This is a genomic window from Kitasatospora sp. GP30 (assembly GCF_029892145.1).
Lineage (GTDB): Bacteria > Actinomycetota > Actinomycetes > Streptomycetales > Streptomycetaceae > Kitasatospora > Kitasatospora acidiphila.
Genome location: NZ_JARZAH010000002.1, coordinates 290,498 through 317,248, shown reverse-complemented (window position 1 = coordinate 317,248; position 26,751 = coordinate 290,498). Strand labels below are relative to the sequence as shown.

The 26,751-nt window shown below is 72.8% G+C and carries 28 protein-coding genes; 15 read left to right on the top strand and 13 right to left on the bottom strand.

Annotated features, from left to right (window positions below; genetic code table 11):
* The first annotated feature begins 217 nt into the window (after nt 1-217).
* The 3 genes from P3T35_RS04790 to P3T35_RS04780 all read left to right on the top strand — a co-directional run bounded on the left by P3T35_RS04790 (nt 218) and on the right by P3T35_RS04780 (nt 2,319).
* The gene (locus P3T35_RS04790) at nt 218-1,060 is read left to right on the top strand and encodes an ECF transporter S component (protein ID WP_143676792.1); all 843 of its coding nucleotides are present in this window, start codon (nt 218-220) and stop codon (nt 1,058-1,060) included.
* Between the two features lie 234 nt (nt 1,061-1,294).
* The gene (locus tag P3T35_RS04785) at nt 1,295-1,543 is read left to right on the top strand and encodes an SCO4226 family nickel-binding protein (RefSeq protein ID WP_101380084.1); all 249 of its coding nucleotides are present in this window, start codon (nt 1,295-1,297) and stop codon (nt 1,541-1,543) included.
* Nucleotides 1,544-1,677: 134 nt separating this feature from the next.
* Nucleotides 1,678-2,319: an HAD-IA family hydrolase gene (locus P3T35_RS04780; RefSeq protein WP_101380085.1), complete on the top strand. Its 642-nt coding sequence runs from the start codon at nt 1,678-1,680 to the stop codon at nt 2,317-2,319.
* 20 nt (nt 2,320-2,339) lie between these two features.
* Here P3T35_RS04780 and P3T35_RS04775 read toward each other — a convergent pair whose 3' ends face one another.
* Nucleotides 2,340-4,394: an MFS transporter gene (locus P3T35_RS04775; RefSeq protein ID WP_101380086.1), complete on the bottom strand. Its 2,055-nt coding sequence runs from the start codon at nt 4,392-4,394 to the stop codon at nt 2,340-2,342.
* Nucleotides 4,395-4,603: 209 nt separating this feature from the next.
* On the opposite strand from P3T35_RS04775, the gene P3T35_RS04770 reads away from it, so the two are divergent.
* Nucleotides 4,604-5,620, top strand: coding sequence for a peptidoglycan-binding protein (locus P3T35_RS04770; RefSeq protein WP_101380087.1), 1,017 nt, complete (start codon nt 4,604-4,606; stop codon nt 5,618-5,620).
* 19 nt (nt 5,621-5,639) lie between these two features.
* Here P3T35_RS04770 and P3T35_RS04765 read toward each other — a convergent pair whose 3' ends face one another.
* From P3T35_RS04765 to P3T35_RS04750, 4 genes are all read right to left on the bottom strand, one after another.
* Nucleotides 5,640-6,221 (bottom strand): TMEM165/GDT1 family protein, encoded by a 582-nt coding sequence (locus P3T35_RS04765; protein WP_101380088.1) that lies wholly within the window; start codon nt 6,219-6,221, stop codon nt 5,640-5,642.
* A 195-nt stretch (nt 6,222-6,416) separates the two neighbouring features.
* The gene (locus P3T35_RS04760; RefSeq protein WP_101384974.1) at nt 6,417-7,136 is read right to left on the bottom strand and encodes an ABC transporter permease; all 720 of its coding nucleotides are present in this window, start codon (nt 7,134-7,136) and stop codon (nt 6,417-6,419) included.
* 53 nt (nt 7,137-7,189) lie between these two features.
* Entirely contained in the window at nt 7,190-8,758 is a 1,569-nt protein-coding gene (locus tag P3T35_RS04755; RefSeq protein ID WP_101380089.1) for a phospholipid carrier-dependent glycosyltransferase, read from the bottom strand.
* Nucleotides 8,759-8,826: 68 nt separating this feature from the next.
* Complete coding sequence (locus tag P3T35_RS04750; RefSeq protein ID WP_280704314.1) at nt 8,827-10,122, bottom strand: MFS transporter; 1,296 nt, start codon at nt 10,120-10,122, stop codon at nt 8,827-8,829.
* Nucleotides 10,123-10,237: 115 nt separating this feature from the next.
* On the opposite strand from P3T35_RS04750, the gene P3T35_RS04745 reads away from it, so the two are divergent.
* The 6 genes from P3T35_RS04745 (at nt 10,238) to P3T35_RS04720 (ending at nt 15,671) form a co-directional block, all read left to right on the top strand.
* Nucleotides 10,238-10,777, top strand: a complete 540-nt coding sequence (locus P3T35_RS04745) for a MarR family transcriptional regulator (RefSeq protein WP_101380090.1) — start codon at nt 10,238-10,240, stop codon at nt 10,775-10,777.
* 113 nt (nt 10,778-10,890) lie between these two features.
* Nucleotides 10,891-11,694 (top strand): VOC family protein, encoded by an 804-nt coding sequence (locus tag P3T35_RS04740; RefSeq protein WP_101380091.1) that lies wholly within the window; start codon nt 10,891-10,893, stop codon nt 11,692-11,694.
* A 228-nt stretch (nt 11,695-11,922) separates the two neighbouring features.
* Entirely contained in the window at nt 11,923-12,867 is a 945-nt protein-coding gene (locus P3T35_RS04735) for an ABC transporter ATP-binding protein (protein WP_101380092.1), read from the top strand.
* A complete protein-coding gene (locus P3T35_RS04730) occupies nt 12,864-13,682 on the top strand; it encodes an ABC transporter permease subunit (RefSeq protein WP_101380093.1) in 819 nt (272 codons plus the stop codon). The genes P3T35_RS04735 and P3T35_RS04730 overlap by 4 nt, the downstream gene beginning before the upstream one ends.
* Nucleotides 13,683-13,719: 37 nt before the next feature.
* Nucleotides 13,720-15,009: a histidine kinase gene (locus tag P3T35_RS04725; RefSeq protein ID WP_280704311.1), complete on the top strand. Its 1,290-nt coding sequence runs from the start codon at nt 13,720-13,722 to the stop codon at nt 15,007-15,009.
* Complete coding sequence (locus tag P3T35_RS04720) at nt 15,006-15,671, top strand: response regulator transcription factor (RefSeq protein WP_101380095.1); 666 nt, start codon at nt 15,006-15,008, stop codon at nt 15,669-15,671. The genes P3T35_RS04725 and P3T35_RS04720 overlap by 4 nt, the downstream gene beginning before the upstream one ends.
* 182 nt (nt 15,672-15,853) lie before the next feature.
* Here P3T35_RS04720 and P3T35_RS04715 read toward each other — a convergent pair whose 3' ends face one another.
* The 3 genes from P3T35_RS04715 to P3T35_RS04705 all read right to left on the bottom strand — a co-directional run bounded on the left by P3T35_RS04715 (nt 15,854) and on the right by P3T35_RS04705 (nt 18,268).
* Entirely contained in the window at nt 15,854-16,453 is a 600-nt protein-coding gene (locus P3T35_RS04715; RefSeq protein ID WP_101380096.1) for a hypothetical protein, read from the bottom strand.
* Nucleotides 16,454-16,603: 150 nt separating this feature from the next.
* On the bottom strand, nt 16,604-17,515 hold the full coding sequence (locus tag P3T35_RS04710; protein ID WP_101380097.1) for an undecaprenyl-diphosphate phosphatase: 912 nt from the start codon (nt 17,513-17,515) through the stop codon (nt 16,604-16,606).
* 210 nt (nt 17,516-17,725) lie between these two features.
* Nucleotides 17,726-18,268 (bottom strand): DoxX family protein, encoded by a 543-nt coding sequence (locus P3T35_RS04705; RefSeq protein ID WP_101380098.1) that lies wholly within the window; start codon nt 18,266-18,268, stop codon nt 17,726-17,728.
* A gap of 181 nt (nt 18,269-18,449) precedes the next feature.
* On the opposite strand from P3T35_RS04705, the gene P3T35_RS04700 reads away from it, so the two are divergent.
* Nucleotides 18,450-19,091, top strand: a complete 642-nt coding sequence (locus tag P3T35_RS04700) for a MarC family protein (RefSeq protein WP_101380099.1) — start codon at nt 18,450-18,452, stop codon at nt 19,089-19,091.
* Between the two features lie 7 nt (nt 19,092-19,098).
* On the opposite strand, the gene P3T35_RS04695 is transcribed toward P3T35_RS04700, so the two are convergent.
* Entirely contained in the window at nt 19,099-19,539 is a 441-nt protein-coding gene (locus P3T35_RS04695; protein WP_101380100.1) for an Lrp/AsnC family transcriptional regulator, read from the bottom strand.
* Nucleotides 19,540-19,706: 167 nt separating this feature from the next.
* Between P3T35_RS04695 and P3T35_RS04690 the strand changes: the two genes are divergently transcribed.
* From P3T35_RS04690 to P3T35_RS04680, 3 genes are all read left to right on the top strand, one after another.
* Nucleotides 19,707-20,546 carry a tryptophan 2,3-dioxygenase family protein gene (locus P3T35_RS04690; RefSeq protein ID WP_101380101.1) on the top strand — a complete coding sequence of 280 codons (840 nt, stop codon included), beginning with the start codon at nt 19,707-19,709 and terminating at the stop codon, nt 20,544-20,546.
* Complete coding sequence (gene kynU / locus P3T35_RS04685) at nt 20,543-21,787, top strand: kynureninase (RefSeq protein WP_280704306.1); 1,245 nt, start codon at nt 20,543-20,545, stop codon at nt 21,785-21,787. Before P3T35_RS04690 ends, kynU begins: the two co-directional genes overlap by 4 nt.
* Before the next feature lie 163 nt (nt 21,788-21,950).
* Complete coding sequence (locus tag P3T35_RS04680; protein ID WP_101380102.1) at nt 21,951-22,430, top strand: DUF2269 family protein; 480 nt, start codon at nt 21,951-21,953, stop codon at nt 22,428-22,430.
* Nucleotides 22,431-22,499: 69 nt separating this feature from the next.
* Here P3T35_RS04680 and P3T35_RS04675 read toward each other — a convergent pair whose 3' ends face one another.
* Entirely contained in the window at nt 22,500-23,507 is a 1,008-nt protein-coding gene (locus P3T35_RS04675; protein ID WP_101380103.1) for an Lrp/AsnC family transcriptional regulator, read from the bottom strand.
* A gap of 108 nt (nt 23,508-23,615) precedes the next feature.
* Between P3T35_RS04675 and P3T35_RS04670 the strand changes: the two genes are divergently transcribed.
* On the top strand, nt 23,616-24,398 hold the full coding sequence (locus P3T35_RS04670; RefSeq protein WP_101380104.1) for an inositol monophosphatase family protein: 783 nt from the start codon (nt 23,616-23,618) through the stop codon (nt 24,396-24,398).
* Here P3T35_RS04670 and P3T35_RS04665 read toward each other — a convergent pair.
* The 3 genes from P3T35_RS04665 to P3T35_RS04655 form a co-directional block, all read right to left on the bottom strand.
* A complete protein-coding gene (locus tag P3T35_RS04665) occupies nt 24,391-25,026 on the bottom strand; it encodes a uridine kinase (RefSeq protein WP_101384977.1) in 636 nt (211 codons plus the stop codon). The two genes, P3T35_RS04670 and P3T35_RS04665, sit on opposite strands and share 8 nt — an antisense overlap.
* A 21-nt stretch (nt 25,027-25,047) precedes the next feature.
* The gene (locus P3T35_RS04660; protein WP_101380105.1) at nt 25,048-26,013 is read right to left on the bottom strand and encodes a zinc-binding dehydrogenase; all 966 of its coding nucleotides are present in this window, start codon (nt 26,011-26,013) and stop codon (nt 25,048-25,050) included.
* A 79-nt stretch (nt 26,014-26,092) separates the two neighbouring features.
* Nucleotides 26,093-26,665, bottom strand: a complete 573-nt coding sequence (locus tag P3T35_RS04655; protein ID WP_101380106.1) for a hypothetical protein — start codon at nt 26,663-26,665, stop codon at nt 26,093-26,095.
* Between the last annotated feature and the right edge of the window lie 86 nt (nt 26,666-26,751).

Below are 26,751 nucleotides of genomic sequence, written 5' to 3'. Positions count from 1 at the left end.
CCGACCCCCCAGTGACCCCGGCCCACCCCCAGCCCAGCCAGCCCCTCCCATCCGCCGAAGAGGGCACCCGGACCGCAGAGCCCACCCGCCCAATGACCCCAGCCCACCCCCAGCCCAGCCAGCCCCCCACACCCGCACCCGCACCCGCACCCGCACCCGGGGCAGCCCACCGCACCCCCACCCCCACTCCCACTCGCGCCGAGGAGGGCGGCACCTCGTGAACCAGCGCCCGCTCCCGCCGCTCGGCCCCCGCTCGGTCGCCACGCTCGCCCTCACCAGCCTGCTCGGCCTGGCCGCGTTCACCTGGCCGCTGATCGCCTCGGCCCGCTCAGCGGTGGTCGCGCACGCGGCCGACGCGCCCTGGCTGTTCGCCCTGCTGCTGCCGCTGCTGCTCGCCGTCCTGCTGGCCCAGCTCGCCGACTCCGGGCTGGAGCCGAAGGCGGTGGCGCTGCTGGGGGTGCTGGCCGCGGCGGGTGCGGCGCTGCGACCGCTGGGGGCGGGGACGGCGGGCCTGGAGCCGATGTTCTTCCTGATGGTGCTGGCGGGCCGGGTGCTGGGCCCGAGCAGCGGGTTCGTGCTCGGCGCGGTGACGATGGCCGCGTCGGCGCTGCTCACCGGCGGGGTCGGGCCCTGGCTGCCGTTCCAGATGCTGGCCATGGGCTGGGTCTGCCTGGGGGCCGGCCTGCTGCCCGGGGCGGACCGGCTGCGCGGGCGGCCCGAGGTGCTGCTGCTGGCGGGGTACGGCGCGGTGGCGGCGGTGCTGTACGGCACGGTGATGAACCTCCAGGGCTGGCCGTACATCGCGGGCCTGAGCAGCTCGATCGCCTTCGTGCCCGGTGACCCGCTGAGCGCCAACCTGCCGCGGTTCGCGGTCTACTGCCTGACCACCTCGCTCGGCTGGGACCTACCGCGCGCCGCCCTGACCGCCGTGCTCTGCCTGGTCACCGGGCGCCCGGTACTGCGCGCCCTGCGCCGCGCCACCCGCCGCGCCGCCTTCGACGCCCACCCGACCTTCGAAGCACCAAGCACCAACCCACCCCAACCACCCCACTCCGCCTAACCACCGGACACCCGGTCCCGCACCACCCACCACGCACGACCCACCCCACCCCACCTGACCACCAGCACCCAATCCCGCACCACCCACCGCACCAGCCCCCACCCCACCCCACCCTCGAAGCACCGAACCCCACCCCCCGCTGACCTCGGTGATCCCGGCCCCGTTGCGGATCTGCCGCACTGCGCCAGGCTGGAGGTGGCAAGGTTCGGCGACACGGACGGAGGCAGGATTGCCATGGCCACCTTCATGGACGTCCACCACGGGATGACCGGTATCACCGCCGAGGAGCTGGAGAAGGCCCACCAGGCCGACCTGCGAGCGCAGCGCGACGAGGGCGTGCACTTCAAGCAGGCCTGGGCCGACCCGGCCTCCGGCACCGTCTGGTGCCTCTCGGAGGCGCCGTCGGCCGACGCCGTGCAACGGGTGCACGAGCGCGCGGGCCACCGGGCGGACGAGATCCACTCGGTACCGTTCAGCGTCTGAGAACGCCGGAAGGCGACTGAGCCACCCCGGGCCGGACGGCCGGACAGCTCGCGGCGCGACCTCCGGGAGGCCGCCGGCCGCCGTGGCGGGCCGGCCCCTCGACAAGATCGCAAAGCCCCCGGTATACCGGGCGGATGACCACCACCATCCGGCCCTTCGATGCCGTGCTGACCGATCTCGACGGCGTGATCCGGCTCTTCGACCACGGCGAGCTCAACCGCCTGGAGCGAGCCGCCGGTCTGCCGGCCGGCCACACCATGAGGACCGCCTTCCACCCCGAGCTGCGCGGCCCGCTGCTGCTGGGGCAGTTGGGCAAGGCAGAGTGGCAGGCGCGGATCGCCGAACGGCTGGCAGCAGAGTCGGCCACAACACCGGAGCCGGCCGCGGCAGCGGAGTTGGCCGCGGCCTTCACCAGCGCGCCGTTCCGGGCTGACCCGGCAATAGTGTCGCTGCTGCGCGCGGTGCGCGAGCACGTCCCGGTGGTGGTGGTCACCAATGCCACGGCCTGGCTGGATGCCGACCTGGCGGCGATGGAGCTGACCGGGCTGGCCGATGCGGTGGTGAACAGCGCCGAGGTGGGCGCGGTCAAGCCGGAGGAGCGGATCTACCGGATCGCCGCCGAGCGCGCCCGAGTTGCGCCGGAGCGCTGCCTGTTCGTCGACGACACCGCGGGCAATGTGGCGGCCGCTCGCGCGCTCGGCATGACGGGGGTGGACTACCGCGAGCCGGCCGACCTCCGCAACGCCCTTGCATACCTACTGAAAGAACTGAACTGAACTGAACTGAACTGCCGGACTCAGAGCGTGCGCCCCTCGTTGTGCGGGACGTGCGGCTCGGGGACGCGGTCGGGGCGGTCGTGCGGGTCGCCGCAGAGGTTGTGGCTCAGCGTGGTGAGCAGCGCGGCCAGGTCGGCGAACTGCTTTTCGTCCCAGTCGCCGAGCAGCTTGGCCAGTTGGGTGCGCCGCGCGGTGACGAGTTGCTGGGCGACCCGCTCGCCCTCCTCGGTCAGGCGCATCGGCAGCCCGTTGCGGATCGCCAGGCCCCTGCCCTCGATCTCGCGGGCGGCGGCCTCGATCACCGCCGGCGGCACGATCCGGTGTTCCGCCAACTCGGCCGGTTCCATGGAGCCTTGGCGGAGCAGCTGCAGCAGCAGCCAGCTGGAGGCGGGTTGCAGATCGAGCCCGGCCTCGGCGGTGATCCGCCGGTAGAGGTCGCGGCGGGCCTCCCGGGTGTTCAACACCGCGAGGGCGCGGGCGATTTCGTCGACCGAGCTGCGCTGCACCGGGTTCATCCCGATCGACTCGCCGAGGTCCGGCGCGGTCACCGACTCGCGCAGCGGCTGCTCCCTGATGAACAGCGCCAGCACGAAGGCCACGGCCGCCACGGGGGCGGCGTAGAGGAAGACTTGGGAGATGGAACTGGCGTAGGCGTGCAGCACGTTGTGCGCGGTGGCGGGCGGCAGGGTGCGGATCACCCGGGGGTCTGCGGTGATCCTCCCGGGAGAGAAGCCCGGTGGCAGCGGGACGCCGCGCAGTACGTCCCGGAGCCGGTGGTTGAGGCCGGTGGTGAAGATGGTGCCGAAGATCGAGACGCCGAACGACGCGCCGATCGAGCGGAAGAAGGTGGCGGCGGCGGTGGCGGCGCCCAGGTCCTGGTAGCCGACGGAGTTCTGCACGATCAGCACCAGCACCTGCAGCACCAGGCCCAATCCCAGTCCGAAGACCAGGAAGTAGAAGCTCATCACGGTGGTGGAGGTGGACTCGGTGAGCCGGGAGAGCAGCACCAGCCCGACCACCATCACCGCGGTGCCGATGATCGGGAAGAGCCGGTAGCGGCCGGTGCGGGCGACGATCTGGCCGGACCCGATCGAGGTGACCAGCATGCCGAGCACCATCGGCAGCATGTGCACGCCCGACATGGTCGGCGAGACGCCCTGCACCACCTGCAGGAAGGTCGGTAGGTAGGTGAGCGCCCCGAACATCGCGAAACCGACCACGAAGGAGATCACCGCGACCAGGTTGAAGGTGCGGGAGGTGAACAGCCGGGGCGGCAGCACGGCCTCCGCCGCCCGCCGCTCGACCAGCACGAAGGCGATCAGCAGCAGCACGCCGAGCACGCCCAGGCCGATGATCTGCCAGCTGCCCCAGCCGTAACTGACACCGCCGAGCGAGGTCATCAGCACGAAGCAGGTGGCCACGGCGGCGATCAGCACGATGCCGGGGTAGTCGATGGCGTGCTTGTGGGTGACCTCGGCGCTGTGCAGCACCAGCGCGATCGCCACCAGGGCGACCGCGCCGATCGGCAGGTTGATGTAGAAGACCCAGCGCCAGGAGAGCTGGTCCACGAAGAACCCGCCGAGCAGCGGGCCGAGCACGCTGGTGGCGCCGAAGACCGCGCCGAACAGGCCCTGGTACTTGCCCCGCTCGCGCGGTGGCACCAGGTCGCCCACGATCGCCTGGGTGAGCACGATCAGGCCGCCGCCGCCCAGCCCCTGCAGCGCGCGGAAGGCGATCAGCTCGCCCATGTTCTGGGAGAGCCCGCAGAGCGCCGAGCCGACCAGGAAGATCACGATGGAGGCCTGGAAGAACCGCTTCCGGCCGTACATGTCGCCCAACTTGCCCCAGAGCGGGGTGGCGGCGGTGGCGGCCAGCAGATAAGCCGTCACCACCCAGGAGAGGTGCTCCAGCCCGCCGAGGTCGCTGACGATGGTGGGCAGCGCGGTCGAGACGATGGTCTGGTCGAGCGCGGCCAGCAGCAGGGCCAGCAGCAGCGCGCCGATCGGGACCCAGAGGTTGTGGACCGGCGCTTGTTGGGGGGCCGGTACGCGGGTCTCGGCCGCCGGTTCCGCCATGACAGAACCTCCGTCTGGTGATCCGTCGGTGATTCGTCGGTGATCCTGATGATCCGGCAGCTTCTGACTTCTCATCGTGTCAGATTTGTCTGCTTTTGCGGCTCGGGGTTGGGCCATTCGTTAGCCGGGTGGCACTGTTCGCCCGCTGTGGCGTCCTGCATAATCGGGCGCGTTCCGAAGCCCGTCGCAATCTCCAGGAGGACCGGCCCATGCCGGGGTTCGCCCAGCCAGGTCCCGGCCAGGATCCCGATCTGACCGAGACGGCGGTCCTCCCGCACACCGAGGGGCCCCCGCTGGTCCGCCCGTACGTCCCGTCGGTGCCGGTCGAGGAGTACCCCGCCCCGTACGCCCCGGCGCCAGCCGACCCGTACGCCACCGCCGTACTGCCCCCGGCCGCCCCGTACGCCACCGACCCGTACGCCACCGCGCCCACCGACCCCTACGCCACCGCCGTACTGCCCCCGCTCGGCCCGAACCCGCCCGGCCCGAACCCGCCCGGCCCGAACCCGGCAGGCCTGAACCCGGTCCGCCAGGAAAGCACCGCGCCACCGCCCCGGGAGCTCGGCCTGTTCCCGATCGCCGACAGCCAGGACGGCGCCCGCGGCCGCGCCGCCGCCCGACGGGCCCGGCGGCGCCGCAGCGGCCTGGTCGCGGCGGCCGGTGCCGGTGTGGTCGCCCTCGGCGTGGGGCTGGCCTACGTCCTCTCCCCCGGCGGCTCGTCGACCGACCAGGCGCTGCCGGTCGTGCCCACCGGCGCCGCCTCGCCGAGCAGCGCGCCGACCGACAGCGCCGCCCCCAGCAGCGCCCCCGCCACCACCGCAGCCAGCGCCAGCGCGGCCCCGGCGACCTCGGCCAGACCGGCCGCGCCCAGAACCAAGGCGGCGCCCCGCACCACCGCGCCGCCGGCCCCCAGCACCAGCGCGGCCGCCCCGCCGCCCCCGCCCGCGAGCACCCAGGCGCCGCCGCCCACCACGGCGCCGCCCACCAGCGCCGCCCCGAGTCCGAGCGCCGCCCTGCCCGCCCCAAACGACTCCGGCCCGGCGGTGGTGGCGTTGCAGCGGCAGCTCCGCTCGGCGGGCTGCGGCGGGACCCACAGCGGGACCTACGACGCCCGCACCGCGAACGAGGTGGCGCAGTTCCAGGACTGGAACAACATCAACGCGGATCAGCCGGGCGTGCTGGACCAGCAGACCCAGGACGCCCTCAACGCCGGCGACACCTGCTGACCCCTCGCCCCCGCCGGCCTCAGCCGGTCACCGCCTCGACGATGCTGATCCCGGACAGCACCAGCATCGCGGCGGCGGCCACCCGGATGATCGCCTTCATCGGCACGTGCTTCAGCAGCTTCTGCCCGCCGAGGATGGCCAGGCCGCCGACCGCGCACAGCGCCAGCCAGGCGCCCAGGCCCACCGCGAGCGGCTCGGCGTACTTGGCGGCCAGGTTGGCGGTCATGATCTGGGTCAGGTCGCCGAACTCGGCGACCGCCACGACCAGGAAGCTGGTTCCGGCCACCTTCCAGAAGCTGTTAGCGGCGGGCTTGCGGGCCTCGTGCTCCTCGTCCTCGTCCTTGTGCATCAGCAGCATCACGGCGCCGGCCAGGAAGAGCAGCCCGGCCACGCCCTCCACCCAGCGGTGCGGCAGCAGCGCCAGCAGGCTGCCCGCCACCAGCGCCAGGCCGACCTGCACGGCCATCGCGGCGGCCACCCCGGCGAAGACGTACGACGCGCGGTAGCGGGTGCCCAGCATCAGCGCGGCCAGCGCGGTCTTGTCCGGCAGCTCGGCCAGGAAGATGATGCCGAAGGTCACGGCGAACACGGTCGGATTCATCGGGGGACGTTCCTCCACGGTCGGGCTGCCCGGCCGCGCGGCCCCGAAAACAGAGGAGACCCCGGCCCGACAGCACTGGTCATCACGGACAGCACTGCGGCCGAAGGTCTCGCCAACACACGTGGTGTCCCGGGCGCCGGGCCACCCCGCTGGGGCGGCCAGTATGTCGACGGTCCGGTGGAGGGCTACTCCCCTTCAACCCCGCCAGTCTACCGGACGCCTCACCAGGCCCCGCCCGACCAGTTCCAGCACCACCACGATCGCCACGGCCTCCACCGCCAGCAGTGCGACCAGCACGAAGAGCTGCACCGCCCCCGCCGCCACCGGCGAGGCACCGCCGAGCAGCATGCCGACGAACGCACCGGGCAGCGTCACCAGGCCGACGGTGCGGGTCTGGTCCAGCGCGGGCACCAGCGAGGTGGCGGCGGCGGTGCGGCAGATCTCCAGCCGGGCGTCCCGGTCCTCGAAGCCGAGCGCCAGTGCCGCCTCCACCTCGCCGTGGCGCTGGGTCAGCTCGTCGAGTGCCCGCCGACCGGCCAGCGAGGTGGCGGTCAGCCCGCCGCCGATCAGGATCCCGGCCACCGGCACGATCGACAGGCCCTGCCACGGCAGCAGCCGGGTGCCGAGCAGCAGGGCCAGCAGGGGCAGCACCCCGGCCCCGATCGGCGCGGCGGCCCAGGCCCAGGACCAGCCCGGTGCCTCGGTCATCCGCCGCCCGGCCGTGCGCACCGCCACCGTGAACATCAGCAGCACGAAGAGCGCGGTCAGCCAGAGCGAGTGCACCACGCCCGTGATCACCAGCGAGACCGCCACCAGCTGCACCACCGCCCGCACGCCGGCCTTCAGCACCGAGCGCCCGTGGCCGAGCTTCCCCCACCCCGCCACCGCGACGGCCGCCGCGAGCAGCACCGCCATCAGCACCCCGAGCAGCGGGGTGACCGGCAGCAGTTGGCTGGAGCCGGCCGCGCTCAGATCCAGCTGGTGAACCACATGTGGTCCTGCCAGTCGGACATCGGGATCACCTGGGCGGTGTACAGCGGAAGGAAGTAGAGGAAGCAGCCCATGATCGCCAGCACCAGGCCGCCGGCGGCCGCCCCGCCCCAGGCCCGCCGCCGCACGGTCGCCGTCGCCGGGCCGACCATGGCACCCAGCATCTGGGCCACGGCCAGGCAGAGGAACGGCACCAGCACCACCATGTAGAACGAGAAGATGGTGCGCTGCTGGTATTGGAACCAGGGCAGGTAGATCGCGGCCACCGCGCAGAGCACCGCGCCGGAGCGCCAGTCCCGCTTGAAGAGCCAGGCCCAGAGCTGATAGGCCAGCGCGAAGCAGGCCGCCCACCACAGCAGCGGGGTGCCGAGCGCCAGGATCTGGGTGGTGCAGCCGCCGGAGTCGGTGCAGCCGCGCTGCCCGAAGGGCACCGGCTGCCAGTACATGCTGACCGGGCGCCCCTGGACCAGCCAGCTCCACGGGTTGGACTGGTAGGTGTGCGGGGTGGTCAGCGTGGTGTTGAACCGCCACATCTCGGTCTGGTACTGCCACCAGCTGCGCAGCGGTCCGGGCAGGAAGCCGCCGGGGTGGGTGTCCGCCCAGTGCCGGTCGTAGCCGCCGGAGCTGAGAAACCAGCCGCCCCAGGAGCCGATGTAGACCACCGCCCCGACCAGCACCATGGAGCAGAAGGCGGGCACCAAGTCGTGCCGCAGCATGCTGCGCCAGGGGTGCCGGGCGCCGGCCCGGCGTCGGCCGGCCTGGTCCCAGAGCACAGTGAGCAGCGCGAAGGCGGCCAGGATCGGGGCGCCGGTCCACTTGACCGAGCAGGCGCAGCCGAGCATCAGCCCGGCGGCCAGCCGCCAGGGGCGCAGCCCGAGCCGGATCCGGTCGCCGTCCACCCCGTCGGCCAGCAGCTTGGCCCTGGTGTGGTCGCGGTCGATCAGCAGGCAGCCGAAGGCGGCCAGCACGAAGAACATCAGGATGCCGTCGAGCAGGCCGGTGCGGCTCATCACCAGTTGCAGGCCGTCCACCGACATCAGCAGCGCGGCGGTGCAGCCGAGCAGCGTGGAGCCGAAGAGCCGGCGGCCGATCCGGGCCAGCATCAGCACCGAGACCGTGCCGACCAGCGCGACCATCACCCGCCAGCCGAACGGATGGAGCCCGAAGACCGCCTCACCGATCGCGATCACCCACTTGCCGAGCGGCGGGTGCGCCACGAAGGCCCACTGGGTGTTCAGCGGGATCTGCTGCGGGGTGGAGAGGATCGCGCTGTTGGCGTTCTCCGCCCAACTGCCCTCGTATCCCTGGTGGAGCAGCGACCAGGCGTCCTTGGGGTAGTACGTCTCGTCGAAGACGAAGGCGTTGGGGTAGCCGAGGTTCCAGAACCGCAGCACGCCGGCGAACAGCGCCACAGCGATCGGCCCGAGCCAGCCGGCGTGCCGGACCAGCCAGGGCAGCCGGCGGCCCAGCTCCAGCAGCACGGACGTGCGGCCGACCGGTTGCGGGTGCGCACCGGCCGGCCGCTCGATGACTGCCGTATTCGCCATGGCCCCACCGTCGTCGACTCGTTGATCACCGACGACTCTAGGCGGCCGCGGTCTCCCCCGTCACCCTCTCATGCCGCCGTCTGCAGCTCACGGACCGGCACGGTGACCGGAGCGGGCCGCTCGGCGTTGTCCTGCGCGGGCGTCAGGTGGCCGCGCAGCCGCAGCGCCATGACGATGATCAGCAGGGTGCTGCCGGCCATCGCGGCCAGGTAGAGCGGCCAGGTTCCGGAGCCGACCAGCAGCACGCCGAAGGCCGGGCCGACCGCCGTCGCGGTCTGCTTGACCAGCGAGAACGCCGAGTTGTAGGTGCCGAGCAGCCGGGTCGGGGCCAGGTCGGCGACGATCGGGCCCAGGGTCGGGGCCAGCATCGACTCGCCGATGCCGAACAGCACGTAGATGGAGACGATCGCCGCGGTGGCGAGCGCGGCCTCGCCGCGGATCAGGCCGGCCAGCAGCGCCATGCCCCAGGCGCCGACCCAGACCACGCCGGTGGCGGCCATCGCGGTGGTACGGCGGCGCTTGGCGGTGATCCGGACCATCATCATCTGCAGCACCACGATGGTGACCGCGTTGGCGCCGATCGCCAGGCCCAGGGTGGACGGCGCGGTGTGCACGGTGGTGGTGGCGAAGGCCGCCACACCCGACTCGTACTGGCCGTAGCAGGTGAAGAAGATCAGTGCGGCGAGCACCAGCAGGTTCAGCATCGCCTTGTCGCCGGCCAGTGTCCGCAGGCCGCTGGGCTGCCGGTCGTCGGTGACCGGCACCGGGCCGGGGCCGGCCCCTCGCTCATCAAGCAGCTTGGCGGTGCCGGTGACCAGGGCCAGGCCCAGGTAGGTCAGCGCCTCGATGGTGAACAGACGGGTCAGGCTGGCCGGCTCGGCCACGTCGACGATCTGCCCGCCGACCAGCGCCCCGATGCCCATCCCCAGGTTGACCAGGGTGAACTGGAGCGCGAAGGCGTGCGAGCGGGTCGCGGCCGTGGAGCTGCGCACGATCATGGTGGCCAGCGCCGGCTGGCAGGTGGTGACGCCGCCGCCGAACAGGAAGACGGAGAGCAGCAGTCCGGCCGTGCTCTGCGCCTGCCCGAAGGCGAACGCGCCGACGGCGGCCATCGCACACCCGGCGAGCAGCACCGGGCGCGGCCCGTACCGGTCGATGGAGCGGCCGGCGAACGGCAGCACGGCGAGCGCGGCCAGCGCGAAGAGGGTGAACACCATGGTGGCGGCGAGGGAACCCTGCCCGCGCACCTGGTCCACGTAGATGAACATGTACGGCAGCGTGAACCCGCTGCCGAAGGCGCTCAGCGCGTTGCCGAGCTGGACCCGGCGAAGGGCGCCACCCGTACCGAACTTCAGCTGCATCATGGAGACCACCCCTCACCGGTTTCAACCCTCAAGATTTCAGAGCTAAACTCTATGAGTGGAAAGACTCCACTGTCAAAGCCTTAACTCCGCTACAAGGCGTGGGAGACTGTGGCCCATGAGCGCACGCAAGGCCGCCACGGCGGCCGAACCGGACTGCGGTGACCTCGGCATCGCCGAGCAAGTGGCCATCTACCAGCGGGAGTTCCCCACCGTCGACCCGCAGGTGGAGACCATCGTGTCGTCCCTGTCCCGGGTCGCCCGGCGGATGTCGGTGGCCTACGACCGGCAGCTGACTGTGCTCGGAATCACCAGCGCCGAGTGGGAGGTGCTGAAGGCCCTGGTGGTGGCCGGCAGCCCGTACCGGCTCGGCCCGGGCGAGCTGGCCAAGCGGCTGGGCCTCACCCCGGCGGCGATGACCCACCGGATCGACCGGATGGTGGCCGAGGACCTGGTCACCCGGGAGCGCGACGAGGCCAACCGGGTCCGGGTGATCATCGAGCTGACCGAGACCGGCCGCGACAAGTGGCTGGAGTCGATGCGGATGGCCGCCGTCTTCGAGGAGGAGCTGCTCCAGGACGTCGGCGCCGAGGAGCGCACCGTGCTCTCCGGGCTGCTGGGGCGGATGCTCACCCGGATCGAGACCGGCGCGCCCTGAGCGCTCCCGAGTGGCGGGCCCTCTGAGTGGCGGGGGCGGTGGGACGGCGGCAGTGTGTGTCCGGGGGGCAACAAACGTCTGACCGGACCAGTTCCGCCCTGGAGGCGACACCCATGCCCGTGGTCACCACCCCGTACACCCCCGGCACTCCGTGCTGGGTCGACCTCGCCGCTCCCGACCAGCAGGCGGCCATCGACTTCTACAAGGACCTGCTCGAGTGGCAGGGCGAGAAGGGCCCCGAGGAGTTCGGCGGCTACGCCGTGATGATGCTCGACGACAAGGCGGTGAGCGGCATCATGGCGGCCGTGCCGATGGACGGCAACCCGCCACCGCCCACCACCTGGACCACCTACATCGCCACCGACGACGCCGATGCCGCCGCCGCCCGGGTCGGCGCCAACGGCGGCAAGGTGCTCTTCGGCCCGATGACCGTCGGCACGGTCGGCCGGATGTTCATCGCCGCCGACCCGGCCGGCGCGGTCTTCGGGGTGTGGCAGAAGCTGGACTTCTTCGGCGCCCAGATCGTCAACGAGCCCGGCGCGGTGATCTGGAACGAGCTGAACACCAGCGACATCCCCGGTGCCAAGGCGTTCTACCAGGCCGCCCTCGGCATCGAGATCAAGCTGATGGAGATGCCCGGCGCGGAGAACATGCCCGAGTACTACGGGCTCGAGGTCGGCGGCAAGCCGGTCGGCGGCGCGCAGAGCCTGGCCAACCACCCGGAGGGCACCCCGCCGCACTGGGCCGTCTACTTCGCGGTGGACGACGTGGACAGCACGGTGGACGCGGCGGTCCGGGCCGGCGGCTCGGTGCTGGTCCCACCGATGGACACGCCGGTCGGCAAGATGGGCGCGCTCACCGACCCGCAGGGCGGCGCGTTCTGGTTGATCAAGCCGCAGATGCCCGAGAGCTCCTGACCGACGACCCGACGACCCGTGCCCCCGGAGCGCAGCCGCTCCGGGGGCACGGCGCGTCCGGCAAACCCTCTGCATCCGAAGCAAGGTCCGTCTCAAGATGTACGTCCGGTGGGTCTTGTGGACCACCCCCGCCACCTGCGGTTCCTCCTCACGCGGCACGTTTTCGGCCATTGCCGGCGCCTAGCGTGGACACCGTCGCCCGTCCACCCCCTCGCCCGAGGACCACAGATGATCGAAGCCGTCGGCCTCACCAAGAGCTACGGCCCCAAAACCGCCGTCCAGGACCTGAGTTTCAGCGTCCGTCCCGGCATCGTGACCGGCTTTCTCGGCCCCAACGGAGCCGGCAAGTCCACCACCATGCGCATGCTGCTCGGCCTGGACACCCCGACCTCGGGGCACGCCACGGTCAACGGCCGCCGCTACTCGGACCACCCGGCCCCGCTGCGCGAGGTCGGCGCGATGCTGGAGGCCCGGGCCATCCACACCGGCCGCTCGGCCCGCAACCACCTGCTGGCACTGGCCGCCACCCACGGCATCCCGACCTCCCGGGTGGACGAGGTGATCGACCTGGTCGGCCTGCGCGAGGTGGCCCGCCGGCGGGCCGGCGGCTTCTCGCTCGGCATGGGCCAGCGCCTGGGCATCGCCTCCGCGCTGCTCGGCGACCCGGCCACGCTGATCCTCGACGAGCCGGTCAACGGGCTCGACCCCGAAGGCATCCTGTGGATCCGCAACCTGCTCAAGTCGCTTGCGGCTGAAGGCCGTACGGTGCTGGTCTCGTCGCACCTGATGAGCGAGATGGCCCTGACCGCCGAGCACCTGATCGTGATCGGCCGCGGTCGGCTGATCGCCGACACCTCGGTGGCCGACTTCACCGCCGGCGCCTCGCAGGGCGGCGTGCGGGTGCGCACCCCGCAGGCGGACGAGCTGGCGCTGCTGCTGCGCGACCTTCCCGGTGCGGCCGTCGCCGTCGAGGACGAGCCCGGAGTGCTCACCGTGGAGGGTGTCGACAGCGAGGCGGTTGGCAAGCTGGCCGCCGAAAACCGCGTGGTGCTCTTCGAGTTGACGCCGCGTCAGGCATCGCTGGAGGAGGCGTTCATGGAACTCACCCGGGACGCCGTCGAGTACGAGGCCGTGGTCCGGCCCGCCGAGCTGGTCAAGGAGCCCGCGGCATGAGCAGTGCGACGTACCTTTCGAACCGGGCCGGCGACGGCAAGGTCACGCTGCCCCGGGTGGTCACCTCCGAGTGGATCAAGTTCCGCTCGCTGCGCTCCAGTTGGATCACCCTGGCGGTGGCGGCCGCGCTCACCATCGGCTTCGGCGCGCTGTTCTGCTGGGCCACCATGAACCGCTGGGACCACCTGCCGGCCGACGAGCGGGCTGCCTTCACGCCCGCCGAGCACAGCCTGCGCGGCTTCTACCTGGCGCAGATGGCGATCGGCGTGCTCGGCGTGCTGGTGGTCACCGGCGAGTACTCCACCGGCATGATCCGGGCCTCGCTCTCCGCCGTGCCCAAGCGGCTGCCGGTGCTCTGGGCCAAGGCGCTGGTCTTCGGCGCGGTCACCTGGGTGGTGGCCACCGTCTCGTGCCTGGTCGCCTTCTTCGTCGGCCAGTCGATCCTGGCCGGCAAGCACCTGGACACCACGCTCTCCGCACCCGGGGTGACCCGGGTGGTGCTCGGCATGGGCCTCTACCTGACCGCCATCGGCCTGCTCGCGGTCGCCCTCGGCACCCTGATCCGCAACACCGCCGGCGGCATCGCCTCGGTCTTCGGCGTGCTGCTGGTGCTGCCGGTGCTCTGCGAGGCGCTGCCCAGCTCCTGGCAGCAGAACATCAGCCCGTATCTGCCCGGCACTGCCGGTCAGGCGCTCACCCACATCACCCAGGCCCCGCACGAGATGGCGCCGTGGGCCGGGTTCGGCCTGCTCTGCGGCTATGTCGCCATCGCCCTGGTCGCCGCCGCCGCGGTGCTCAAGCGGCGGGACGCGTGACCGTCACCGGTCGCCCGGTTCGTTGCACAATGGCGCAATGACAGTGGCTGGACTGCCCGAGCTGCCCATGACCGCCCTCGGGCGGCGCTTCCCCGGCGCCGCCCGAGGGCTCGCGGCGCTGCGGGCCCGGCGGCTCGGCGAGCGCCACCCGGTGCTGGTCGACGGCTGCGGCGCGGTGCTGCTGCTGGTGCTCACCTCCGCCGTGCACGCCCGGATGATGCCGGGGCTCTGGGAGCTGCCGCTGCAGGCCGCCCTGGTGCTGCCGCTCACGCTGCGCCGCCGCCACCCGGTCGGGGTCTTCGCCGTGGTCGCGGTGGTCGCGTTCGTCCAGTGGGTGATCAGCTGGTGGGCCGGCAGCCATGTGCTGCCGGCCGACATCGCCGCGCTGATCGCGCTCTACACGGTGGCCGCGCACCGCTCGTTCCGCTGGACGCTGGCCGCATACGGGACGCTCGAGGTCGGCGTACTGCTGTGCGTGCTGCGCTGGCGCCCCGAGTACCCGATCGCCTCCCCCATCGAGGCGGTCCTCAAAACGGTCTTCTTCCTCTCCGGCGTCACCACCGCCGCCGTGGTGCTGGGCCGCAACGTGCGGGCCCGGCAAGCCAAGCTGGCCGCGCTGCAGCAGCGGGCCCGCGACCTGGAGCGCCGGCGCGACCAGCAGTCCGCGCTGGCGGTCGCCGAGGAGCGCAGCCGGATCGCCCGGGAGATGCACGACATCGTCACCCACAACCTGTCGGTGATGGTGGCGCTCGCCGACGGCGCCGTCTACGCCAACGAGCACGCGCCCGAGAAGGCCACCGCCGCGATGCGGCAGAGCGCCGAGACCGGCCGCCAGGCGCTCACCGACATGCGCCGGTTCCTAGGCGTGCTGCGCGCCGACGAGCCGGACGCGCTGCGCCACCCGCAGCCGGGCCTGGGCCAGCTGCCCGCGCTGACCGCCCAGGTGCGCGCCGCCGGGCTGCCCACCGAGCTGGTGCTGACCGGCGACCACGCCCATGTCTCCCCCGGTGCCCAACTCACCGTCTACCGGCTGGTCCAGGAGTCGCTGACCAACACCATCAAGCACACCGCCGCCGGCGCCCGCGCCACCGTCACCGTGGTCTGCGGGCCGGGCTCGGTGGCGGTCGAGGTGTGCGACGACGGCCGTGCCCTGCCCCGCCCCGCCGAGGGCCTGCTCGGCACCGGCCACGGCCTGGCCGGGATGCGCGACCGGGCCGCCGCCTACGGCGCCGAGCTCAGCGCCGGGCCGCTGCCGCAGGGCGGCTGGCGGGTGGCGGCCACCCTCGATCTCGCCCTGCCCGACCTCGCCGAGGAGAAGCCGTCATGACCATCCGCGTCCTGCTGGTGGACGACCAGCCGCTGCTGCGGGTGGCCTTCACCCTGGTCCTCGACTCGCAACCCGACCTGGCGGTGGCCGGCGAGGCCGAGGACGGCGCCACCGCCGTCCGGCTGGCCGCCGAGCAGCGCCCGGACGTGGTGCTGATGGACGTCCGGATGCCCGGCATGGACGGCATCGAGGCGACCCGCCGGATCGTCGAGGAGTCCCCTGACACCAAGGTGCTCATCCTGACCACCTTCGACCTCGACGAGTACGCCTTCGCCGGGCTGCGGGCCGGCGCCTCCGGCTTCCTGCTGAAGAACGCCCAGCCGGCCGAGCTGCTCAGCGCGATCCGCAGCGTGGCGGCCGGGGACGCCGTGGTGGCGCCGCGGATCACCCGGCGGCTCCTCGACCACTTCGCCGACAAGCTGCCCGACCGCAGCTCCCCCGATCGCGCGGCGACCGCGATCGAGTCGCTGACCGCCCGGGAGCGCAGCGTGCTGGTCCAGGTCGCGCGGGGCCTGTCCAACGCCGAGGTGGCCGCCGAACTCCAGCTCGCCGAGGCCACCGTGAAGACCCACGTCAGCCGGATCCTGCTGAAGCTCGGCCTGCGCGACCGGGTGCAGGCCGTGGTCTTCGCCTACGAGAACCGGCTGGTGCGCCCGACCTGACCGGGCTCAGGGCCTCTCCTATGGATCAGGTCGGCTGTCACACCTGTGGCCGGCGCCGCAGGGCGCGCGGCTGCCCCAGCCATAGGCAACCGACGACAACGCAGCTTGGGGTCCCTCCCGGCCGAAGGCCGGGGCGTGCGCGCTCCGGCGTCGCGCGCCCGGCATGATCCATAAGAGCGGCCCTAATAGCGCAGCGCCGTCTCCACGGTCGCGGTGATGCCGCTGGAGAGGGCGCGGTGGCTGACCGCCGTGCCGGTGCCGGTCTGGCCGGCGGCCACCGGGCCGATGGTGACCACCGTGGTGTCCTGCAGGGCGCCGCTGGCGTCCTTGAAGGCGACCTGGACGGTGTAACGGGCGCTGCCGGAGCCGTGGTTGGCCACCGTGACCGGCACCTGGAGCTCGCCGTCCGAGGTGGTGCCCACCGTGCCCAGGGTGACGTCCTTGGTGGCGTTCACGCCGCCGGTGGCGCCGGCGAACGCGGAGGCGGCCTCGGACTGCGCGGACGAGAGCGCCGAGGAGCCCACGGAGGCGGCGGCGGAGAGCGCCGAGGAGGCCGCGGAGGCGGCCTGCGAGCCGGCCCCGGAAGCGATCGACGACAGGACCGACTGGGCCCCGGCGAGACCGGAGGAGGCCGCCGAGGAGGTCGTGGCCTTGGTGCTGGACGAGCAGCCGGTCAGGGCCAGCCCCAACGACAGTGCCGCCCCGGTCGCCAGGGCGAGCGGGGCGGCGAGCGCGCGGACGCGGCGCGGCGCGGTGGCGCGGGGCGGGGTGCGGCGGTCCATCGGGTGGCCTCCTGGGTCGGGAACTACCCACCCACCGTCGACCGGCGCCGGGACCCGTGCCAGGCGGGCCGGGCAACCGGGTGAGGGCCGTCACATGCGCAGGGAGACCGTCACACGCGCAGGGAGACCGTCACACGCGCAGGTGGACCGTCACATGCTCAGGTAGACCGCACTGCCGACGCCGGCGACCATGCAGTAGATCGCGAACGGGGTCAGGCTGCGGTTCTCGAAGTACTTGGTCAGGAACTTCACCGAGATGTAGCCGGCCACGAAGGCGGCGACCGAGCCGGCCAGCAGCGGGCCGCGGATCCCGGCGTTCTCCGGCTTGGCCAGCTCGGGCAGCTTGAGCGCCGAGGCGGCCAGGATCACCGGGGTGGCCAGCAGGAAGGAGAACCGGGCCGCGTCCTCGTGGTTCAGCCCGCGCAGGATGCCGGTGCTCATGGTGACACCGGAGCGGCTGATGCCCGGCAGCAGGGCGAGGATCTGGGCGGCGCCGATCCAGGCGCCCTTGCCGAAGCTCATCTTGACCAGCCGGCGGTCCGAGGCGAGGTCCGGGTCGACACCCGGGTTGTGCTGGACGGCCGCGCCGGCCCGGCGCCGACCGCCGCCGCCGCGCCGCAGCCGGTCCGCGCCCAGCAGCACGAAACCGTTGAGCGCCAGGAAGATCGCCGCCGGAACGGGCTTGCCGAGCGCGTTGCGCAGCGCCTTCTCGGCGACCAGGCCGGCGATGCCGACCGGGATGGTGCCGACCACCAGCAGCCAGGCGAGCTTCTGCTCGATGGTCTGGATCCGGCGCTCGCGTATGGAGGTGTACAGCCCGCGGATCACCCGCACCCAGTCCCGGCGGAAGAAGACCACCAGGGCGAGCGCGGTGGCCAGGTGCAGGCCGACCAGGACCGTCAGGTACGGGGACTGGGCGGCGGTCAGGTCCAGGTCGCTCTTGGTCTGGCCGCCGACCAGGGCCGGGATCAGGATGCTGTGTCCCAGGCTGGAGACCGGGAAGAGCTCGGTCACACCTTGCAGCAGGCCCACGCCGATGGATTCCGGGTAGGTCAGGGACATCGGCACACCCTCAGTCGCGGTACGGGTCTGGTGGGAGGCGACACCGCACCGAGCCGTTCGAAACGGCTTTCGGGCCCCTCCCCGCGAGAACGTACTACGTCCGTGTAGACGTCAGGCGGGGTTGGACCCGAAGTTCACCAGCTGTTCGACTGAGGGTTGGTTTGCGGACTCCTCCCGCCGTCCGACCGCGGGTGGCAGGGACGTTCGGGGTTACTCGGGCTCGGACTCCATCGCCTTGGCGGCCGCCTCCCGGACGGCGCGCTCGCGCTTGGTCACCACCGCGTAGGCGCCGGCCGCCGCGGCCGCGAACGACAGCGCGCCGAGGACCGAGCGGTTGAACGCGTTGCCGGTCAGCTCGTCCAGCGAGTAGCGGCCCGGGCCGGCGATGCCGAGCGCCAGACCGCAGACGCCGAGCAGCGCCGGGTACTCGTAGCCGCCCTTGGTGACGAAGAAGCCGTGCGGGAAGTGCACCGAGGCCGCCCCGGCCATGGTGCCCGCCACCACCGGCCCGGCCACCGGCGTGGCCAGCCCCGCGACCAGCAGCGCGCCGCCGCCCGCCTCGCCCAGGCCGGCCGCCAGCGCGCTCTGCCCGCCCGGCTTGAACCCCATCGACTCCATCGCCTTCGCGGTGCCCTCCAGCCCGCCGCCGCCGAACCAGCCGAAGAGCTTCTGGGTGCCGTGCGAGAACAGCACCCCGCCGACGGCCGCCCGCAGCACGAGCAGTCCGAGATCCTTGCGGTTGACGCAGCCCATGGTGTCCTCATCTCTGCCGCCCCCGGATGACGCCTCCATCCCAACCGACCGCTGCCCACTCCTCACCCCGGCGCGGCCATCCGGGGGATCCCCGCCTGGCCCGCTGAGACGCCGCCCACAGCCGGCGCGCCCGCCGGTGCGCCGACCGCCCCGGCCCGGTCCGCTCGCTCATTCTGGGGAAATGGCCACCTTCAACTTCAGCAGCGTGTTCATCACCTTCTTCGCCGTGGTCGGCCCGCCCAAGGTGCTGCTGACGTACGCCGAGCTGAGCCGCACCCGCAGCCAGCGCGAACTGGTCAGGCTGGTGGCGGTGAGCACCGGGCTGGCCGCGGCCGTCGGGGTGCTGATGGCCCTGCTCGCCGAGACGGTGACCGGGTTCTTCCACGTCAGCGACGAGTCGCTGCAGTTGGCCGGCGGGACGATCTTCTTCCTCTACGCGGTCGGCCTGGTGCTCGGGGTGCACTTCGGCGTCGCGACGACCGCTTACGACGACCGGCTGAGCCACCCACTGGCCGAAGGTCTGCGGGAGCTGTCCCTGCCGTACGTCGCCAGCCCGCTGGCGATCACCGCGGTGCTGGTGGAGTCGCTCGCCAACGACGCCGTGAGCTGGCGGTTCATGGTGGCCGGCGCCTATCTGCTGGTGGTCGCGTGCAACGCGGTCAGTGTGCTGGCGCTGGCCCCGCTGCTGCGCCGCACCCACCAGACCTCCCTGGAGGTGCTCTCGCGACTGCTCGGCCTGCTGCTGGCCGCGGTCGGTGTGGAGCTCATCCTCAACGGCCTGGAGGGGCTCGGGGTGCACCTGGCCGGCACCAACAGGCAGTGAGGCGGGCCTACGGCGGGGTGACCGGCCGCCAGGGCACCGGGGTGGAGAGGATCATCGAGCTGGTCGGCTGCCCGTAGGGGGCGAACCGGTCGGTCAGCGCCTCGAACTCGGCCATCCCGGGGACCGCCACCAGCAGGACGCAGCAGGCCCCGCCGGTGACCCGGTGCAGTTGCAGCACCTCCGGCCACTCGGCCACCTCGGGGTCGCGCAGCAGGCAGCGCGGGCCGTAGCACTGCACCTGGACCAGCGCCGTCACCGGCAGTCCGGCGCGGGAGAGGTCGACCTGCGCGTGGTAGCCGGCGATCACCCCGTCCGCCTCCAGCCGCCGAACCCGCTCGGCGACGGCCGGTGCGGACAGGCTGACCCGGCGCGACAATTCGTTGTAGGAGAGCCGGGCGTCGGCCTGCAACTCGGCGAGCAGTCGGCAGTCCAGCGCGTCCAGCGCCATCGGGTTCCTCCAGGGCAGTAGCCGCTACCCGGAGTGATCGCCAAGTCATCGGGGAAAACACCTTGTGATCGGAAAGCGATGACCGTGATCTGGTAGCCGGTACCCATTCAAGACTGCCGTGAGCCGCCGCACAATAGTCCGCGCCTGCCATGAGAGGGAGCGAGATTATGGCCCAGTCCACCGTCCAGAAGCCGAAGCTGGCGTACGACGCCGACCCGGCCGCGGCGCACGGCGGCGCCACGCCCTACGAGGCCTACGCCCGCCTCGACGTGCTGCACACCCTGCAGCAGCCGCGAAGCACCGTCGACGCCGAGATGTCGTTCATCATCACCACCCAGGTGATGGAGCTGCTCTTCGACCTGGTGCGGCACGAGTGGACGCTGACCCAGCAGGCGCTGCGCGCGGACGATCTGCCGGCCGCCCGGGCCGCGCTGCGCCGGGGCGCGCTCACCCAGGACGTGCTGAACAGCTCCTGGGACCTGCTGGCCACGCTCTCCCCCGTGGAGTTCAGTGCCTTCCGCCCGCTGCTCGGCGAGGCCTCCGGGTTCCAGTCCTCGGCCTACCTCCTGCTGGAGTTCATGCTCGGCAACAAGTCCGAGCGGCTGCTGGAGATGTACGGCGGTGCGCCTGAGGTCCGCAAGCAGCTCGCCGCCGCCCTGCACGGCCCGAGCCTCTACGACGAGGTGCTGGCGCTGCTGGCCCGCCGCGGCCTGCTGAGCGAGCCGGCGGCCCCCGGCACGGAGCGCTACCGGCCGAGCGAGGCCGTGCAGGCCGCCTGGCGCACCGTCTACACGGACCCGGCGCACGCCGATCTGGTCGAGCTGGCCGAGGCGCTGCTGGACACCGCCGAACGGGTCACCCGCTGGCGCCAGCGCCACTACTCTTCGGTCAAGCGCACCATGGGAGCCAAGTCGGGCACCGCCGGCTCCAGCGGACTGGCCTGGCTGAAGGCCGCCACCGAGCAGGACGTCTTTCCGGAGCTGTGGACCGTGCGAGGAGAGCTGTGACCGACCCGAAGAGCCTGGCCGTCCCCACCACCCGTGAGCAGTGCGCGGCGCTGGACGCCGTCGACCCGCTGGCGCCGCTGCGCAAGGAGTTCACGCTGCCCGCCGAGGGCATCTACCTGGACGGGAACTCGCTCGGCGTGCTGCCGGTGCGCACCCCCGAGATGGTCCGACGGACCGTCGAGCAGGAGTGGGGCCAGGGCCTGATCACCAGCTGGAACGCGGCCGGCTGGACCGAGCTGCCGCACACCCTGGGTGCCAGGATCGCGCCGCTGATCGGGGCCGGCGACGGCGAGGTGCTGGTCTGCGACAGCGTCTCGGTCAACCTCTTCAAGATCCTCACGGCGGCGCTGCGGATGCGCCCCGGACGGCACACGGTGCTCGGCGAGCGGGACACCTTCCCGACCGACCTGTACATCGCCGAGGGCGTCACCGGGCTCTTCGAGGGCGCCCGCAGCGTGCTGCTCGACTCGCTGGACGACCTGGACGCCCACCTCGACGAGGGCGTCGCCGCGGTGGTGCTCTCGCACGTGGACTACCGCACCGGTGTGCTGCTCGACATGGCCGGCATCACCGAACGGGTGCACCGCGCGGGCGCGTTGATGATCTGGGACCTGTGCCACTCGGCCGGCGCGCTGCCGATCGACCTGACGGCCTGCGAGGTGGACTTCGCGGTCGGCTGCACCTACAAGTACCTCAACGCCGGGCCGTGCGCGCCCGGCTTCCTCTACGCGGCGACCCGCCACCACGACGCCGTGCGGCAACCGCTGACCGGGTGGTTCGGGCATGCCGAACCGTTCGCTTTCCGGCCCGAGTACCAGGCCGCGCAGGGCATCACCCGGTTCATGACCAGCTTCCCGCCGCTGCTGGCACTGGCCGGGCTGCGGGCCACCCTGGAGATCTGGGAGCAGGTCGACCTCGACCAGGTGCGGGCCAAGAGCCTGGCGCTGACCGAGTTGTTCATGACGCGGCTGGCGGACCTGGAGATCGTCACCCCGAGGGAGCCGGAGCGGCGCGGCAGCCAGGTGGCGATCCGGTACCCGGACGGGTTCCCGGTGGTGCAGGCGCTGATCGAGCGCGGGGTGATCGGGGACTTCCGGGCGCCCGACCTGATGCGCTTCGGGTTCACCCCGCTCTACACCTCGTACACCGACGCCTGGGACGCGGCCGAGGCGCTGCGCGAGGTGCTGGCGAGCGGTGAGTGGCGCGCCGAGCGGTTCCACCAGCGGGGCGCGGTGACCTGAGGGTTCCCGCGGTGGCCTGAGGGTTCCCGCGGTGGCCTGACGGTTCCTGCGGAGGGCCCGGCCTCAGGGCCGGGCCCGTGGGCGGTGGGGGCGGGTGTTAGCGTGCCGGGCGGAGCCGTCTCCCCCGGATGGCCGCACCCACCGCACGAAAGCGATCGTTTCCATGGGCAAGTTCCTGCTGAGCCTGCACGTTCTGGCGGCCGTGATCGCCATCGGGCCGGTGACGGTCGCGGCGAGCATGTTCCCGCGCAAGGCGCGCGCCGCGCTGGCCGGCGGGCCGGAGGCGGCCGGCGAGGCCTCGGCGGTGCACACCCTGAACCGGATCACCAAGGTCTACGCGGCGATCGGCGTCGCGGTGCCGGTGCTGGGCATCGGCACCGCGCAGGTGATGGGCGTCATGAGCAGCCCCTGGCTGATCACCTCGCTGGTGCTCACCATCGTGGCGGCGCTGGTGCTGCTGGTGCTTGTGCTGCCCCCGCAGCAGGCGGTGGTCGACACCCTGGCCGGCGAGGCGGAGGCCGACGCCGGCAAGGCGCTGGGCGGGCTCAAGATGCTGGCCATGAGCACCGGGCTGTTCTCGCTGCTCTGGGCGGTGGTCACGGTGCTGATGGTGGTCCGGCCGGGCTCCACGACGCACGCCTGACGTTCACGGTCTGGGCAGCACCAGGCGCGCTTGACGCTCACCGCTTGGGCAGCGCCACGCGCCTGACGCTCATGGTCTGGGCAGCACCACGCGCGCGCCCGCGCGTTTGACGGCTCGCGCGACGATCACCGTCTCCATCCGATCCACGCCGAGCGGGCCGAGCACCTCGGTGGTGAAGCGGTAGAGCGCGGCGTGGTCCGGGCAGAAGACGGCGGCCATCAGGTTGTGCGGGCCGCTGGTGGCCACCACCCCGTGCACCTGCGGGTGGGCGGCCAGTGCCGTGCCGGCCGCGGCGAGCCGGCCGGGCGGCAGCGAGAGGTAGAGGTTGGCGTCCACGGCCATGCCGAGCAGGCGCGGGTCGACCGTCACATGGGTGCGCAACTGCCCGGCCGTAGCCAGCCGTTGCAGTCGCCGGCGCACCGTTGACTCGGGGGCGCCGACGGCGGCGGCCAGGGCGGCGGCCGAGCTGCGGGCGTCCTCGGTCAGGGCGGCCACCAGCGCGCGGTCCAGCGAGTCGTCCTTCGACGCGACCGGGGACGGCAGAGTCGGCGACGGGGTGGTCGGTTGCGGGGTGAGGGCGACCGTCTCCTCGGGGGTGAGCAGGCCGGCGTGCCACTGCGCGGCGTCGGCGAACGGGTGCAGCACCGCGTACACCGTGGTCTCGGTGACCGCGCCGGTGACCGGCAGTTGGCGGTAGAGCAGGCCGTCCCGGCCGGCCTGGTCGCTGACCAGCACCGCGCCCACCTCCTGCCCGCCCAGCATCACATCGACGAACGGCACGTCCGAGCGGTCCGCGAGCGCGTCGGCCACCGCGGCCACCCGGCCCTGCAGCACCCGGATCCGCAGCAGCAGCGCACCGACCGCGCCGTCCACGGCCCGCGGCTGCACCACCACCTTGACCACCCCGGTCTCCCGCAGCCGGGCCAGCCGCCGGGTCACGGTGCGCGCCGAGACGCCGAGTGCGGCCGCGATCCGGCCCGGCTCGGCACGGCCGTCGACTTGCAGGGCGCAGACCAGTCGGCGGTCCAAGGTGTCCAGGGTCTCCACGGTGTCCAGATCCGCTGTTCTGGGTGCCATCGCTGTCCGATCTCCGCCACATCCAGGGTGGTCCACGACATACTCGACCGGGCTCACGATACTCCTTGTCCCACACGGGAGAGCTGATGGACTGGGACGGAGCGGGCGATGACCGAGCTGTTGGACGGCGTGCTGGCGGCAGTGCGCGAGACCGGTGACTGGCTCGCGGAAAAGCACCACAGCGAGCCGCTGCCGGCCGCCGGCCGCGCCGAGGCGTTCGCCGCCTTCGCCGCGATCGACGAGCCGGCGGCCGGCCTGCTGCGCGACCGGCTGACCGCGCTGCGCCCGGAAGTCGGCTGGCTGGACGCCGAGTTGGCGGGTGCGGTGCCGGACAGCGGCGACTGGTGGGTGTGCGACGCCACGGACGGCGCGGTGCAGTACCTGCTCGGCCAGCCGCACTGGGCGGTCACCGCGACCCTGCTGCGGGACGGCGAGGCGGTGCTCGCCGTGGTGCACGCGCCCCAACTGGGCTTCAGCTACACCGCGTTGCGCGGATCCGGTGCCTGGCTGAACGGCCGGCCGATCACCCCGTCCGCGCGAGAGCCGGCCGCCGCCGTGGTCGCCACCAGCCAGCCGCCGGCGGTCCGTGAGGACCCGTGGGCGCTGCACCGGGCCGGTGCCTCGCTGAGCGCCGTGCTCGCCGGGGGCGTGGTCGCCGTGCGCAACCTGGGGCCGACCGCGCTCCAGGTGGCCCAGGTGGGCTCCGGACACCTGGACGCCTTCTGGGAGTTCGGCCTGGACGGGCCCAATCTGCTGCCGGGTGCGCTGATCGCCGCCGAGGCCGGTGCCCTGGTCACCGACGAGCGCGGGGCGCCCTGGCGAGCCTCGTCGACCGGCTTCGTCGCTGCCGGTCCGGTTGTGCACCAGGTGCTGGTGGGGCTGCTCAACTGAGGTCGGTCGCCGGGTGGTTGGGGTCGTCCACCCGCACCAGCACATCCGCGTTCTCGGCCGGCCGGACCTCCGCGTCGTAGCGGGCGAAGGCGGGCAGCGTCCACTGCTCGGCGTCGGGGGTGCGGCGGGCCAATGCCTGTGGGGACATCAGCAGATGGACCGTCAGGTCGAACGGGAACCAGCGGCCGAGCAGCAGCGGCCCGTCCACCAGCACCACGGTGCCGGGGGCCAACTGGCGGTAGGGGCTGCGGGTTGCGCGATCGGTGCGCGGATCCCACAGGTCCGGCAGCACCTTGCCGCTGCCGCCCGGGTCGAGCGGCGTGAACACCTCGCGGAACAGCGCGTTGGTGTCCAGCCACAGGTCGACGTAGGCGTCCGCGTCCTGGTGGCCGTACTCCAGCCGGATCGAGGCCGGCCGCAGGAACCCCTGCGCCCGGATCCGCTGCACCGCCCGACCGCGCAGCCGCAGCTCGTCGGCCAGCGCCTCGGCCAGCCGCCCCGGCTCGGCCGCGCCCGCACCGTCCACCGCGACCCGCGGCCACTGCCCGCCGTCGGCCGGCGTCAGCTGCTCGACCCGGTCGGCGAGTTGCTCGGTGAGCCGGGTCCAGGAGATCGGGTGCAGCCGCATGATGGGGCCCATGCTAGCCGCTCACCGCTTGGGTCGCGGGGGCGTGCCGACCTCCAGCAGCGTCTTGCCCACCGTCGCCCGGGACTCGATCGCGGCATGCGCGGCGGCCGCCTCGGCGAGCGGGAAGCGCTGGCCGATCACCGGGCGCAGCCGGCCCGCCGCCGCCTCGGCGAGTGCGTACTCGGTGGCGTCGCGCAGGGCGTCCGGGGTGCGGTCGCCGGTGACCAGCGCCACGCCCCGGGCCGCCGCGGTCTCGGCCGGGATCGCCGCCCACTCCCCGCTGGCCAGCCCGTAACTCACCATCCGCCCACCCGGGCCCAGCAGTTCGAAGGCGGCCCGGCCGATCGCGCCGCCCACGCCGTCGAACACCGCGTCCACCGCCCCCACCGCGGCCGTCCAGTCGGCCTCCCGGTAGTCGACCGCCAGGTCCGCGCCCAACTCCCGGGCCAGCGCCGGCTTGCGGGGCCCACCGGCCGCCGCGACCACCTCGGCGCCGGCTGCCTTGGCCAACTGCACCAGCAGGCTGCCCACCCCGCCGGCCGCGGCCTCCACCAGCACCCGCTCCCCCGCCACCGGCCGCACCGCTCGCAGCTGGAGCACCGCCGTCCGCCCGTCCGCCAGCAGCGCCAGCGCGTCGTCCAGGGCCAGCCCGTCCGGCACTTCGAACACCCCGGCGGCCGGCACCGCGGCGAGTTCGGCGTAACCACCGCTGCCGCCCGTGCCGGTGACGACCCGCCGGCCGAGCAGTGCCGGATCCGCGCCCGGCCCGACGGCCGTCACCGTGCCGGCCACCCCATTGCCCGGGATCATCGGCAGCTCGGCCCGGAACGGCCCCGCCCCGGTGGCCCGGAACTGCGTCTCCACGAAGGTGATGTTGGCGAACTCCACGGCCACCAGCACCTCCCCCGCCCCGGGCACCGGATCGGGAGCCGTACCCGGCACCAGCACCGAGGGGTCACCGAACTGCTTGAGCCAGATCGCGCGCATCAGCTTCAACTCCTTGATCGGACAACCGCCTGCGGCCCATCCTGGTAGCTCAAGGAGGCTTGAAGTCAAGGGAGGGCCCTCAGGCCTGCCGCCTCACCACGTGCTCGATGATTTCGGCGACGTAGGCGCCCTGGTCCCGGATCAGCGCGATGCTCGCCGCGATCACATCGTCCCGGATCGGCTGGAAGCAGACTTCTCCGGCCGGGATGGCAGTGATCGCCAGGTGGAATTCGGAGAACTGGAAGCCGGTCTGCCGGCTGTGGTCGCGGAGGGCGTCGGCCAGGCGGGTGCGCTGCCGGCCGGGGGTCGGCCTGCTCAGCCGTGCGAGTTCCCTCTTCCGAGCGGAGCTCCAGGCCAGCAGCGCGGCGGAGTTCCGGTGGAGGACCACGCCGAGCGGGCCGTCGAGGGTGCGGGCGATCTGGGACTCGTGGGTCGGTGACGCCATGGCGCGTTCCCACCACGTCCGCCACTGCTCCGCGATCACCGGGTCTTGGTGCTCCTCCCGGCGGATTTCCAGTGCCACGGGCGGGTCGACGGGCGGCAGGCGGAGCGGATCCGGGTAGCCGAACGCGTCGCGCACGGCGAGCGCGAGGGCCACATCCTGCGAGTAGTCCATGGTGACCGACCAGGGTGTGCTCGGCGTTGCCGTCATCCGGTTCGCTCCTTGTCCGGTGCACCAGTGGTGCCCCTGTCGGTGAAGCCGGCCGGCCTGCTGCCGGCCGGCTTCACGTCATCGGG